Origin of the sequence: Geodermatophilus marinus, from assembly GCF_003428645.1 — a bacterium.
GTDB lineage: Bacteria > Actinomycetota > Actinomycetes > Mycobacteriales > Geodermatophilaceae > Geodermatophilus.
Map to the genome: position 1 here is coordinate 217,577 of NZ_QVQH01000008.1, position 12,352 is coordinate 229,928.

General features: G+C 77.3%; 14 protein-coding genes and 1 rRNA gene. 8 read left to right on the forward strand and 7 right to left on the reverse strand.

Annotated elements, in window-relative coordinates:
* Nucleotides 1-238: 238 nt before the first annotated feature.
* From D0Z06_RS11800 to egtE, 5 genes are read left to right on the forward strand one after another with little or no spacing between them, the layout of a single operon-like run.
* On the forward strand, nt 239-1,060 hold the full coding sequence (locus D0Z06_RS11800; protein ID WP_117377569.1) for a DUF4397 domain-containing protein: 822 nt from the start codon (nt 239-241) through the stop codon (nt 1,058-1,060).
* Between the two features lie 24 nt (nt 1,061-1,084).
* Entirely contained in the window at nt 1,085-1,744 is a 660-nt protein-coding gene (locus D0Z06_RS11805) for a class F sortase (protein ID WP_117377570.1), read from the forward strand.
* Nucleotides 1,741-2,385: an RNA polymerase sigma factor gene (locus D0Z06_RS11810; protein WP_117377571.1), complete on the forward strand. Its 645-nt coding sequence runs from the start codon at nt 1,741-1,743 to the stop codon at nt 2,383-2,385. Before D0Z06_RS11805 ends, D0Z06_RS11810 begins: the two co-directional genes overlap by 4 nt.
* Nucleotides 2,366-3,151 carry an anti-sigma factor gene (locus D0Z06_RS11815; RefSeq protein WP_117377572.1) on the forward strand — a complete coding sequence of 262 codons (786 nt, stop codon included), beginning with the start codon at nt 2,366-2,368 and terminating at the stop codon, nt 3,149-3,151. Before D0Z06_RS11810 ends, D0Z06_RS11815 begins: the two co-directional genes overlap by 20 nt.
* A gap of 6 nt (nt 3,152-3,157) precedes the next feature.
* Entirely contained in the window at nt 3,158-4,300 is a 1,143-nt protein-coding gene (gene egtE / locus D0Z06_RS11820; protein ID WP_117377573.1) for an ergothioneine biosynthesis PLP-dependent enzyme EgtE, read from the forward strand.
* Here the strand turns inward: egtE and D0Z06_RS11825 are convergent.
* The 6 genes from D0Z06_RS11825 to D0Z06_RS11845 form a co-directional block, all read right to left on the reverse strand.
* A complete protein-coding gene (locus D0Z06_RS11825; RefSeq protein ID WP_117377602.1) occupies nt 4,297-5,733 on the reverse strand; it encodes an 8-oxoguanine deaminase in 1,437 nt (478 codons plus the stop codon). The two genes, egtE and D0Z06_RS11825, sit on opposite strands and share 4 nt — an antisense overlap.
* A gap of 44 nt (nt 5,734-5,777) precedes the next feature.
* On the reverse strand, nt 5,778-6,083 hold the full coding sequence (locus D0Z06_RS11830; RefSeq protein ID WP_158579961.1) for a DUF4333 domain-containing protein: 306 nt from the start codon (nt 6,081-6,083) through the stop codon (nt 5,778-5,780).
* A gap of 52 nt (nt 6,084-6,135) precedes the next feature.
* The gene (alc, locus tag D0Z06_RS11835; RefSeq protein WP_117377575.1) at nt 6,136-7,269 is read right to left on the reverse strand and encodes an allantoicase; all 1,134 of its coding nucleotides are present in this window, start codon (nt 7,267-7,269) and stop codon (nt 6,136-6,138) included.
* Nucleotides 7,270-7,361: 92 nt separating this feature from the next.
* Complete coding sequence (allB, locus tag D0Z06_RS11840; RefSeq protein ID WP_117377576.1) at nt 7,362-8,675, reverse strand: allantoinase AllB; 1,314 nt, start codon at nt 8,673-8,675, stop codon at nt 7,362-7,364.
* Nucleotides 8,672-8,806: a hypothetical protein gene (locus D0Z06_RS26725; protein WP_255419347.1), complete on the reverse strand. Its 135-nt coding sequence runs from the start codon at nt 8,804-8,806 to the stop codon at nt 8,672-8,674. Before D0Z06_RS26725 ends, allB begins: the two co-directional genes overlap by 4 nt.
* 157 nt (nt 8,807-8,963) lie before the next feature.
* Nucleotides 8,964-10,097 carry an epoxide hydrolase family protein gene (locus D0Z06_RS11845; protein WP_117377577.1) on the reverse strand — a complete coding sequence of 378 codons (1,134 nt, stop codon included), beginning with the start codon at nt 10,095-10,097 and terminating at the stop codon, nt 8,964-8,966.
* 101 nt (nt 10,098-10,198) lie between these two features.
* Between D0Z06_RS11845 and D0Z06_RS11850 the strand changes: the two genes are divergently transcribed.
* The 3 genes from D0Z06_RS11850 to D0Z06_RS11860 are packed head-to-tail and all read left to right on the forward strand — an operon-like array spanning nt 10,199 to nt 12,167.
* Nucleotides 10,199-10,561: a GntR family transcriptional regulator gene (locus D0Z06_RS11850; protein ID WP_117377578.1), complete on the forward strand. Its 363-nt coding sequence runs from the start codon at nt 10,199-10,201 to the stop codon at nt 10,559-10,561.
* The gene (locus D0Z06_RS11855) at nt 10,558-11,472 is read left to right on the forward strand and encodes an ATP-binding cassette domain-containing protein (protein WP_233517616.1); all 915 of its coding nucleotides are present in this window, start codon (nt 10,558-10,560) and stop codon (nt 11,470-11,472) included. The genes D0Z06_RS11850 and D0Z06_RS11855 overlap by 4 nt, the downstream gene beginning before the upstream one ends.
* Nucleotides 11,469-12,167, forward strand: coding sequence for a hypothetical protein (locus D0Z06_RS11860; RefSeq protein WP_117377579.1), 699 nt, complete (start codon nt 11,469-11,471; stop codon nt 12,165-12,167). The genes D0Z06_RS11855 and D0Z06_RS11860 overlap by 4 nt, the downstream gene beginning before the upstream one ends.
* Nucleotides 12,168-12,233: 66 nt before the next feature.
* Here D0Z06_RS11860 and rrf read toward each other — a convergent pair.
* A 5S ribosomal RNA gene (gene rrf, locus D0Z06_RS11865) occupies nt 12,234-12,350 on the reverse strand.
* Between the last annotated feature and the right edge of the window lie 2 nt (nt 12,351-12,352).

The following is a 12,352-nucleotide window of genomic DNA, read 5'->3' on the forward strand; positions in this document are numbered from 1 at the left end:
TCGGGACGGGGGCCGGGCGCGCCGGTGCACCTCGCGGCCCGGCCCCTCCGTCTCTGAGTGCCACGGCACCCAGAGACGGAGGAGCCGTCGAGGTGTGCAGCGGCGGGAGCAGCGCACCCGGCGGGGCGCGACAGGGTGGCCCGCCAGGAAATCTCGCGCGGGCTGCATCCGGACCTGCGGGAACGCCGGAAGGACGTGGTGACAGAGCAGTCAGACACCACGGAAGGAACGGCAACCCATGACCCGGACCCGCACCACCGTCGCCCTCGCCACCGGCGCCACCGGCGCGCTCCTCTGCCTCGGCGCGGCGCCCGCGCTGGCCGACAACCACACCGCGACGGTGTCGGTCCTGCACGGAGTCCCGGACACCCCGGTCGACGTGTACGCCAACGGCGAGCGGCTGATCGACGACTTCGAGCCCGGCACCCTCGCCGGCCCGCTCGAGGTGCCCGGTGGCACGTACGACCTGGCGCTCTACCCGGCCGACGCGGCCGACGACTCGGGCGACCCGCTCCTGTCGGCCAGCGGCGTGTCGGTGCCCGCGGGGGCCAACGCCACCGTCGCCGCGCACCTGGACGCCGAGGGCAACCCGGCCCTCACGCCGTTCGTCAACGACACCTCGGCGGTGGAGGCGGGCCAGGCGCGGGTCACCGTGCGGCACGTCGCGGCGGCCCCGGCGGTCGACGTCCTCGCCGGTGACCAGGTCGTCGTCGACAACCTCAGCAACCCGAACGAGGCGACCCTCACCGTGCCGGCCGGCACGATCAGCGCCTCCGTCGTGCCCGACGGCGGGACCGACCCGGTGATCGGCCCGGCCGACCTCGAGCTGGCGGAGGGGGCCACCACGATCGTCTACGCGTGGGGCTCGCAGGACGCCGGCTACGAGCTGGCCGTCCAGTCGATCAGCGGCAGCCACTCCGCGCCGTCCGGCGTCCCGGGCGGCTCCGCGGGCCTGGCCGCCGAGGAGGACGGCATGCCGGCGCCGCTGGTCGCCCTGTCGATCGCCGGCCTCGCCGCCGCCGGGGTCGCCGCGGGCCGGATGGCGACCGCCCGGCGCTGACCCGTCCGCGAGGGAGGGACCACCATGCGACCCGCCGCCGCCGGTGCGGTCCTGGGCCTGGCCGTGGCCGTCGGGGTGCCGACGGCCTGGCAGCTGAACCGGGAACCGGTGGCGGCGGGCGCGCCGGTGGAGCAGGTCCTCCCCGCAGCGCCGGCGCCGGCACCGCCCCCGGCGGCGCCGGGGCCGGCCGACCTCCCCCCGGTGCCGCTCCGGGACGCCGCGCCCACCGCCGCCGCCGTACCCGCCCCGGCCCGCCTGCTGGTGCCGGCGCTCGGCGTCGACGCCCCGGTCGACCCCGTCGGCGTCGCCGACGACGGCCAGATGCAGCTGCCCGAGGACGTCTCCCGCGTCGGCTGGTACCGCTTCGGCCCGGAACCCGGCGGCGCGGGCTCGGCGGTCCTCGCCGGGCACGTGGACGACGCCGACCAGGGGCTCGGCGAGCTCGCCCCGCTGCGCGGTGCCGAGGTCGGCACGGAGGTCGAGGTGACCGACTCCGCCGGGACGGCGAGCCGCTGGCGGGTGGTCTCCCGGGAGGTCCTGCACAAGCAGGAGCTGCCCCTGGACCGGCTCTTCGCCCGTGCGGGCCCACCCCGGCTGGTGCTCATCACCTGCGGCGGGCCGTTCCTGCCGGAACTCGGCAGCTACCGGGACAACGTCGTGGTCGTCGCGGAGCCCCTGGCATGACCGAGCTCCTCGAGCGGGACGGCCGTCGCGTTAGGGTCGCGGACGTGATCCCGGACGACGGCCCGCCGCCCGGCTCGCCCTGGCCGGACGACGCCGAGATCGGCCGCCGCTTCGCCGCGGGGGACGAGCAGGCCCTCGCCTGGGCCTACGAGCGGTTCGCCGGGCAGGTCCACGGCATGGCCGTGCGCGCCTTCGGCCCGGGCCCGGACGCCGAGGACGTCACCCAGCAGGTCTTCGTCTCCGCCTGGACCGGCCGCGCCGGCTTCCGCCCGCACCAGGCCCCGCTGCCCGCCTGGCTGGTGGGCATCTGCCGGCACAAGATCGCCGACACCTGGGCCCGTCGCGACCGGCAGCGCCGCGCCACCGAGGCCGCGCTGGCCGAGGCGCAGGCCGCGACCGGGCCGGCCGCGCCTACCGTGGACAGCACGGTGGCCGACCGCGTGCTGCTGCTCGGCGAGCTGGAGCAGATCGGCCAGCCCCAGCGGGGCATCATCGAGCTGGCCTTCTTCGAGGACCTGACCCACGCGCAGATCGCCGATCGCACGGGTCTGCCCCTCGGGACGGTCAAGAGCCACATCAGGCGCACACTGGAGCGCCTGCGGATGCGGTTGGAGGTGGACGGTGCCGCACTGCACGCCTGAGCAGCTGGCGCTGGCCGCGCTCCGCGAGCCGCTGCCGGACACCGACGCGGCGCACCTCGCCGGGTGCGACCGGTGCCGGGCCGAGGTGGCCTCCCTGCAGCGGGGGGTCGACGCCCTCGCCGTCCCCGAGCTCGCGGCACCGCAGGGGTCGGTCGCCCCGCCGCCGGCCGTCTGGGCCGCGATCGCCGGGGCCACCGGCGTCTCGGTGGTGCCCCGGCCCGAGCTCGTGGCCGGGGGCACCGCCCCCGCGCGCCCAGCGCCCCTGCCGGCACCGGCTCCCCCGCCGCCCGGCCCGCGGTCCCCGTCCGGCGGGTCCGTGGTGCGGCCGAACTTCTCCCGCCTGCTGCTGGCGACCGCGGCCGCGCTGGTGGTCGGCATCGGGGTCGGGGCCGCCGCGGTCGCCCTGGGCACCGCCGACGGCGACGAGGGCCTGCAGGTGGCCGCCGCCGCGCTCGCGCCGCTCGACGACCGCGGCGCCACCGGTGAGGCCACCGTCGTCGAGCGGGACGACGGCAGCCGGGTCCTGGAGCTGCAGCTCGACGCCGCGGACGTCCCCGACGGCTACTACGAGGTGTGGCTGCTCGACGAGGCGGTCTCCCGGCTGGTCCCGGTCGGGGTCGTGCAGGGCGGGGACGAGGCCAGCCTCGCCCTGCCCACCGGCATCGACATCGGCGAGTACCCGGTGGTCGACGTCTCCGTCGAGCCGCTGGACGGCGACCCGTCGCACTCCGGGGACTCCGTGGCCCGTGGCGTGCTCGAGTCCTGAGGCCCGGTGACGCACGCCCCGACCGGCCCGGCGGTGGACCCGGCCCACGACGACCTCGGGGCCGCGTGGCGCTCGGCCCGCCCGCGCCCGGCCGGCCGGCACCTCGACAGCGCTGCCTGCAGCCGGCAGAGCCACCGGGTGCTCGAGGCGGTGGCGCACCACGCCCGGCACGAGGCCGAGCTGGGCGGCTACGTCGCCGAGGCCACCGCCGAGCACCTGCTCCAGCAGGGCCGGTCGGTGCTCGGCGGGCTGGTCGGGATGGCTGCCGCCGACGTGGTCTTCGTCGAGTCCGCGCAGGCCGCCCTGGCCGCGCTGCTCACCGGCTGGCGGCTGCCGCCGGGCGCCGCGGTGGCCTGCCTGCCCGGCGAGTACGCGCCCAACACCGCCCTGCTGCGCGCCGCCGGGCTCGCGCCGCGCCCGCTGCCGGTCGACGGGCTCGGCCGGGTGGACCTCGACGGCCTGTCCCGGCTGCTGGCCTCCGACCCGCCCCGGGTGGTGCACCTGACCCACATCGGCAGCCACCGCGGCCTCGTCCAGCCCGCCGCGGAGGTGGCCGCGCGGTGCCGGGCCGCCGGCGTCCCGCTGGTCCTCGACGCGGCGCAGTCGCTCGGGCACGTGGACACCGACGTCGGCGCCGACGTCGTCTACTCGACCTCGCGCAAGTGGCTGGCCGGCCCGCGCGGGGTGGGGGTGCTGTGCGTGCGGCCGCCGGTGGCCGGGGAGCTGGTGCCCCTGCTGGCCGGCGCGGCGGACCTGCCACCGCTGCGCGCGTTCGAGTCGGGGGAGGCGCACGTCGCCGGCCGCGTCGGGCTGGTGCTGGCGGTCGGGGAGCACCTGGCGGCCGGTCCGGAGCGGGTCCGGGCACGGCTGGCCGGCCTGGGCCGGGCCACGCGCGAGGTGCTCGAGGGCGTCGCGGGCTGGCGGGTCGTCGAGCCGGTGGACGAGCCGACGGCGACCACGACGCTGCGCCCGCCGGAGGGCGTGGACGTCGTCACCACCCGGGCCCGGCTGCTCACCGAGCAGGGCATCGTGACCACCGCCATCGGCCGCGAGCGGGCGCCGGGTGAGATGACCGGCCCGGTGCTGCGGGTCTCCCCGCACCTGGACGCCACGGTCGACGACCTGGAGGCCCTGGCCACCGCCCTCTAGGGCACATCGGTGCGGCCCCGCTGCAGGGGCCCGCCGCGAGCCTGCGAGCGGTGGGGGGCAGCGGGGTCCTCGAACTGCATCCCCGCCGCGACCCGGCGGTGGACGGCGAGCTGCTCGGCCAGCCCCGGGTGCACGGGGACGCCGTCCTCCACCACGAACCGCCCGGCGACCACCGTGTGCCTGGCCGCGACCGGCCCGCAGCGCAGCCACGCCTCGACCGGGTCCGACAGCGCACCGGCGAAGCGGACCCCGTCCAGCGGCCAGACGGCGAGGTCCCCGCAGGCGCCCACCGACAGCTCGCCGATCTCGCCGGCCCGGCCCAGGCAGGCCGCGCCCCCGCGGGTGGCCATCTCCAGGGCGTCCCGGGCCGACATCGCGGCCGCCCCGTGCCGGAGCTTGCCCTGCAGCATCGCCGTCCGGGCCTCGAGCCAGAGCGACGCCGCGTCGGCCGACGACGACCCGTCGACCCCCAACCCCACCGGCGACCCCGCGGCGCGCAGCTCGGCGACCGGCGCCAGCCCGCTGCCCAGGACCATGTTGGACGACGGGCAGTGCGCCACCCCCACCCGCGCCGCCCCCAGCCGGGTCACCTCGTCGGCGGAGGGCCACACCGCGTGGGCCAGCCACACCCGCTCGCCCAGCCAGCCGACGTCGGCCAGGTGGTCGACCGGGCGGCGGCCGAAGGTGGCCAGGCAGAACGCGTCCTCGTCGCGGGTCTCGGCGAGGTGGGTGTGCAGCCGGACGTCGAGGGACTCGGCCAGCTCGGCGGTCCGGGTCATCAGCGCCGGGGAGACGCTGAACGGTGAGCAGGGCGCCAGCGCGACACGGACGAGGGCGTGCGGCGAGGGGTCGTGGTGCGCCGCCACCAGCCGCTGCGACTCGGCCAGGATCTCGTCGTCGTCCTGGACGACGGCGGCCGGTGGCAGCCCGCCGTCCTCCACCGACAGCGACATCGAGCCGCGGGTCGGGTGGAACCGCACGCCCAGGTCGCGGGCCGCGGCCACCTCGGCGGCGACGAGGTCACCGGCGCCGCGCGGGTGCACGTACAGGTGGTCGGTCGAGGTGGTGCAGCCCGACAGCGCCAGCTCGGTGAGGCCGACCCACGCGCTGACGAAGGCCGCCTCCTCGTCCAGCCGGGCCCACAGCGGGTAGAGGGTGACCAGCCAGTCGAACAGCCCGCCGGTCAGCGCGGGCGCGTAGGCGCGGGTGAGGTTCTGGTACAGGTGGTGGTGGGTGTTCACCAGCCCCGGGGTGACCAGGCAGCCGCGGGCGTCCACCCGGCGGGCGGCCCGCGGCGCCGGGTCCCCGGGCCCGCCGACGCCGCTCACCACCCCGCCGGTCACCGCGACCCAGCCGCCGGCGAGCTCCCGGCGGCCGGCGTCCACGGTGGCCAGCAGCTCGGCGTCGTGCACGAGCAGGTCGGCGGTCCCCATGGCGGGCATCCTGCCCGGCCGCGCCCGCACCGCTGCCACGCCGGTCACCCGACGGGCACGATCTCGAACTCGGCGGTGTCCTCGTCGACCGAGGCGACCCGGACGCGCAGGGTGCGCTCCTCGCCGGTCCCCGGGTCGACGGCGGTGCACTCGGTCGCGGCGTCGACCTCGGCCGCCAGGCCACCGTCGGGGCAGGAGACGTCGGCCGGGGCGTCGAACTCGCCCTCCAGGGTGCGGGCGACCAGGTCCTCCAGCTCGGCCCGCTCGATGCCGGACCCGCAGCCGGCCAGGGCGAGGCAGAGCAGGGCGAGGGCAGCGAGCCGGCCGGGTCGGCGGGCGACGGGGGACACGGGGGCTCCTGAGCGCGCGGAGGGGAGGGTGCGGGACACCGGCCGGCCGCCGTCAGCCGCCGAGGACCAGGCGGGCCACCGCGGGGGGCAGGTCGTCCCCCAGCGGCCGGGACCCGACGAGCCGCCCGGCCTCGGCGGCCGGCACGCCCGCAGCCTGCAGCACCTCGATCGCCGGGACGTCGGGCAGCGCGTCGAACCAGCGCCGGCCCAGTGCCGCCCGGCCGGCCGGGGTGGGCCGGCCCCACAGCCGCAGCCGGGCCATGCCGCCGTCGGGGAAGACGTCGAGCCGCACCCGGTGCACCGCCGACCCGCTCGCCAGCGGGAACCGGTGCCGGGTGTCGGGCTGCAGCCGCGTCCGGGGCAGGACGACGACGTCGCCGTCCGGGCCGCTCCCGGTCAGCGCCGCCGAGGCCGGTGCGTTGCCCAGGAACCAGGAGGTGTCGAGCTCGGCGAGGGTCACCACCCCCTCGCAGGCCAGCGCCAGCTCCACCCAGTCGTGGCCGTCGTCGCGGCGGCGGCGGGTCTCCCAGCCCTCGCCCATCGAGCGGGCCGGGCCGGGGGCGAGCAGCTGCTGCGGCCGGCCGTAGAACTCGTCGCTGACCCCGGTGACCAGGCCGCCGTTCTCCGTCGCCGCGAGGTCCACGGGCCCGGCGTCCAGCAGCCGCGGGTCGGGCAACGGCGTGCCGTGCACCCGCAGCCGGGCCACCCCGCCGTCGGGGTGGATGGTCAGCCGGACGTGCGTGACCCGCCGGTCGGGCTCGACGGGGAACACGTTCGCGGTGTCACCGGCGAGGTCCGACAGCGGCACCAGCGGCCGCCAGTCGGCGCGCTGCAGCTCGGCCGGCGCCGGGTGGCCCTCGACCGCGGCGCCCTCCACCGACGCCCGGGGCGGGAAGTTGCCGGTGAAGTGCGCGGTGTCGACCACCACGGCGGCCACGACGCCCGGCGCGCCGAGCCGCACCACCGCCCGGTCGCTGCCGGGCGACCGGCGGCGGCGGGTCTCCCAGCCGTCGTACTCCTTGCCGTGGTGCCCGAAGTCGCCGCGGGCCTGCGGCGGGTGCGGCAGCAGCAGGTTCTCCTTGGCGGCGAAGAACTCGTCGTCGGCGGCGACGACGGCACCGCCCAGGGCGCGGGAGGCGAGGTCGGGCAGCCGGGTGGGGTCGGCCGGCCGGGCGGGGTCGGTCATCGGGCTCCTCGGTGCGGGGGGAGTCACTCTGGCACGGCCGGGGGCCGGTGGTCGCCGTCCCGCCCCGGCCCGTCGCGCGGGCGGCCCGGGGCTCAGGGCACCCCGCGGCGGAGCAGCCGGCCGCGGGGTGCCCCGTCGACCGGCTCGCCCCGCAGCCACGTCCGGCGGACCGCCCCGGTGACCCTGCGCCCGGCGTAGGGCGTGACCGGGTGGCGGTGCAGCAGGGTGGTGACCGTCCACCGCTCCTCGGGCGCGAAGGCCACCAGGTCGGCGTCCCGGCCCACGGCGATCACCCCCTTGCCCGGCAGCCCGGCCAGCCGGGCCGGGGCCTCGGCCATCCAGCGGGCCAGGTGCCCGAGGGTGAGCCCGCGCGCCCGCGCGCCCGTCCACACCACCGGGAGCGCGACCTGCAGCGAGGCGATGCCGCCCCAGGCCAGCCCGAAGTCGCCCACGTCGAGGCGCTTGAGCTCCGGGGTGCACGGCGAGTGGTCGCTGACCACCAGCTCGACGTCGTCGTCGGCCAGCGCCGCCCACAGCGCCTCCCGGTGCGCGGCCTCCCGGATGGGCGGGCAGCACTTGAACGACGTCGCCCCGTCGGGCACCTCCTCGGCGGCGAAGGTCAGGTAGTGCGGGCAGGTCTCGGCGCTGACCCGCACGCCCTCGGCCCGGGCCCGGCGCAGCAGTGGCAGGGCGTCGGCGTCGGCCAGGTGGACGACGTGCACCCGCGCCCCCGTCTCCCGGGCCGCGGCCACCAGCCGGCCGATCGCGGTCTCCTCCGCCGCGGCGGGGCGGGAGGCGAGGAAGGCCGCGTAGCTGGTGCCCGCCGGTGGCGGCGCGGCGGCGACGACCCGGTCGTCCTCGCAGTGGGCGACGAGCAGCCCGTCGGCGGCGGCCACCTCGGCCAGGGCGGCGCGCAGTCCCGCGTCGTCCAGCGGCGGGAACTCCGGGACGCCGGAGTCGAGCAGGAAGCACTTGACGCCGACCACCCCGGCCGCGTGCAGCGGCCGCACCTGGTCGGCGTTGCCCGGCACCGCCCCGCCCCAGAACGCGACGTCGACGGCCACCTGGCCCTCGGCGGCCCGCCGTTTCACGTGCAACGCCTCGACGGAGGTCGTCGGGGGGACGGAGTTCAGCGGCATGTCCACGATCGTGGTGACGCCCCCCGCGGCAGCGGCCCGCGTCGCGGAGGCGAACCCCTCCCACTCGGTGCGGCCCGGCTCGTTGACGTGCACGTGGCTGTCCACGAGGCCGGGCAGCAGCACCTCGTCGTCGGGCAGGGTGAGCGCTCCCGGCGGCGCGTCGTCGAAGGCGGTGACCGCCGTGATCCGGCCGCCGGCGGTGTGCACGGCCGCCGGCCGCTCCCCCTCGGGCGTGACCACGCGCCGGGCGCGGACGACGAGCGTCACGCGACCTCATCCCCCGCGCCGGCGCCCGGCCCGGAGAGCGCGGCGGTGACGCGGTGCAGGCGGTCGTCCCCGGCGGTGGCCACCCAGCCCCCGGGCAGCGGCAGCCGGACGGTGTCGTCCGCGGTCAGCACACCCGCAGCCTGCCCCACGTGCGCCGGGGACGCGGAGGCGCGGGGTCACACCGGCGCCGACCGGGCCGGCGCGCCCGGGCCCAGGTCGACGGTGGTGTGCAGCAGCGGCCGCCCGGCCCGCACCACCCGTGTCGTGGCGGTCCACCGGCCGGGCCGCTCAGCGCAGCGGCCGGAAGAACTCCCGGACGTCGGCGACGAGCAGCCCGGGCTGCTCCATCGCGGCGAAGTGCCCGCCCCGCTCGTGCTCCCGCCACAGCCGCAGGTCGGAGTACTGGCCGGCCACCCACGCGCGGGTGGGCTGGTAGATGTCCGCGGGGAACAGCGACACCCCCGCGGGGACGGCGACCACCGGGAGCCGCGCGGCCGGGTCGCGGGCCATCTCCCAGTACATGCGGGCCGAGGACGTCGCCGAGCGGGTGAACCAGTACGTGGCGACGTGGTCGAGGATGCGGTCCGGCCCGAGCAGCCCGACGGGGTCCCCGTCGCTGTCGGTCCACGACCAGAACTTCTCCAGCACCCACGCGCACTGGCCGGCCGGGGAGTCGGACAGCCCGTAGCCGAGGGTCTGCGGGCGGGTCCGCTGCTGCTGGTTGTACGCGGAGTCCGCGGACCGGTAGTACCGCTCGCGGTCCAGCGCCCGCTGCTCGCGCGGGTCCGGGTCGGTCAGCCCCGCCGGCGCCGGGTTGACCGCCATGTTCACGTGCACGCCCACCACGCGGTCGGGGTGCCGGGCGCCGAGGTTGGCCGAGACCAGGGCGCCGATGTCGCCGCCCTGCGCGCCGAACCGCTCGTACCCCAGGCGGGCCATCACCTCGGCCCACGCGTCGGCGGTCCGGGTCAGGCCCCACCCGGAGGCGGCCGGCTTGCCGCTCCACCCGAACCCGGGCAGCGAGGGGACGACGACGTGGAAGGCGTCGGCCGGGTCCTCGGGCTCGGTCAGCGGGCCGAGGACGTCGAGGAACTCGAACACCGACCCCGGCCAGCCGTGCGTGAGCACCAGGGGGAGCGCGTCCTCGTGCGGCGACCGGACATGCAGCAGGTGGAGGGGCAGGCCGTCGACCTCGGTGACGACCTGGGCGCGGGCGCCGAGCAGCCCGACCCGGGCGGGCCAGTCGTACCCCGAGGCCCAGTACCCGCAGAGGTCCTGCACCGCGTGCAGCGGCACCCCCTGGGACCAGTCGTCGACGGTGGCCGGGTCCGGCCACCGGGTGGCCGCCAGCCGGCGCCGCAGGTCCGCCACGTCCGCCGCGAGGACCTCGATCCGGAAGGGGCGGAGGGCGCGGTCGGCCATACCGGTCACCGTAGGGCTTGCCGCGCGACCGCCGAAGGTCCTACGGTTAGTTACATGAGTAGTGAACCCAGGAACCGGGGAGCCACCTCCCGGGACCGGGCGTGAACGACGAGGGCGGCCCGATCTTCCGGCAGGTCGCCACCCTCGTCGAGAACGCGATCGTCGACGGCTCCCTCGCCGAGGAGAGCCAGGCCCCCTCGTCCAACGAGCTGGCCGCCTTCCACCGCATCAACCCCGCGACCGCCGCCAAGGGACTCAACCAGCTGGTGGCCGACGGGGTGCTCTACAAGAGACGAGGAGTCGGGATGTTCGTCGCCCCGGGCGCCCGCGAGCAGGTGCTCAAGCGCCGCCGCAGCGAGTTCGCCGACCAGTACGTCCGCCCGCTGATGGCCGAGGCGCACAAGCTCGGCATCCCCGCCCGCGAGCTCGCCGCCATGATCGACCGCTGGGAGGGCTCGCGGTGACCGCCGTCGCCCGCGTTCGCGACGTGACGATGCGCTTCCGGGACCACACCGCGCTCGACTCCCTGAGCACCGGCATCGAGCAGGACGCCATCACCGGGCTGCTGGGGCGCAACGGCGCGGGGAAGACGACGTTGATGCAGCTGCTCACCGGGCACCGGGTGCCCACGAGCGGCAGCGTCGAGGTCTTCGGCGCCGCGCCCTACGAGAACGACGCGGTGCTCAGCCGGACCTGCTTCGTCAAGGAGGGGCAGCGCTACCCGGACCACTTCCGCGTCCGCGACGCGCTCGCGGCGGCCGCTGCGGTCTTCCCGCGGTGGGACGCGGACCTCGCCGCCCGGCTGGTGGCCGACTTCGACCTCCCGCCGGACCGGGCGATCCGGAAGCTGTCCCGGGGCATGAACTCGGCGGTCGGCATCGTGATCGGCCTCGCCTCCCGCGCGCCCCTCACGCTCTTCGACGAGCCCTACCTGGGGCTCGACGCCGTCGCCCGCCAGCTCTTCTACGACCGGCTGCTCGCCGACTACGCCGAGCACCCGCGCAGCGTCATCCTCTCGACGCACCTGATCGAGGAGATCAGCGACCTCCTGGAGCGCGTGCTGCTCATCGACCGGGGCCGCCTGCTGCTGGACACCGACGCGGAGAGCGTGCGCGACAGCGCGGTGACGGTGACCGGCCCGGCCGACCGCGTCCGCAGCCTCGCCGCCGACCACGAGCTCCTGCACGCCGAGACCCTCGGACCGCACGGTCGCGCCGTGGTCCGGCTCCGTCCCGGCACGGACCTCGACGACGTCCGGACGGCCGGACTGACGCCCGAGCCGACGAGCCTGCAGCAGCTCGTCGTCGCCCTGAGCCTGCACACGTCCGGCGCCGGAGCCGGCGCCCCGACCGACCTCGAGGAGGTCTCCCGGTGAACCGCGTCCTCGTTGCCGCGCGCCTGCACCTGCCGCACTCGCAGCTGACCTTCGGCATCCCCTGGCTGGTCGTCCTGGCCAGCTTCGCCGTCAACTACGCGCTGTGGGCGGTGGCCGACATCGGCGCCGAGAGCCCGGACGCCTGGACGGGCGGGCTCTTCTCGCTGTACGCCGTCCTCTTCTTCACCTACGTCGCGGCGTTCACCCAGCTCCTGCCCTTCGCCATGGGCATCAGCCTGGGCCGGCGCACCTTCTACCTGGGCACCGTGCTGGTGGCCTGCGTCCAGGCCGTGGCCTTCTCCCTCGCGCTGACGGTGCTGGCGGCCGTGGAGCGGGTCACCGACGGCTGGGGCGTGCGGCTCGCCTTCTGGGCGCCGCCGCCGCTGGCGGTCGACGACCACCTGCTCCAGGTGCTCGTGTACCTGGGCCCGATGCTCGCCTCCATCGCCGTGGGCGTGGGCAGCGGCGTGGTCGTCAAGCGCTGGGGCGCCTCGGGGGCGTGGACGCTGGTGATCGGGGTCCTGCTGCTCGCCGGCGCGTCCGCCGTGCTCGTCACCGGTCTGGAGGGCTGGGCGGCCGTCGGGCGCTGGCTCGTCGACCGGACGCTGCTGCAGCTGGCGTTCGTCGGGCCCGCGCTCGTCGCCGTCGCCGTCGCCGCCCTCTCCTGGCTGGGGCTGCGCCGGGTCGTGCCCTGACGCGCCGGCAGGCATGCGGAACGGGGGTCGGAGCGGCATGCTCCGACCCCCGTTCCGGGAATGGTTGTCCGGCGGTGTCCTACTCTCCCACCCCGTCTCCGGGGCAGTACCATCGGCGCTGAGAGGCTTAGCTTCCGGGTTCGGAATGGGACCGGGCGTTTCCCTCTCGCCATGACCGCCGTAAC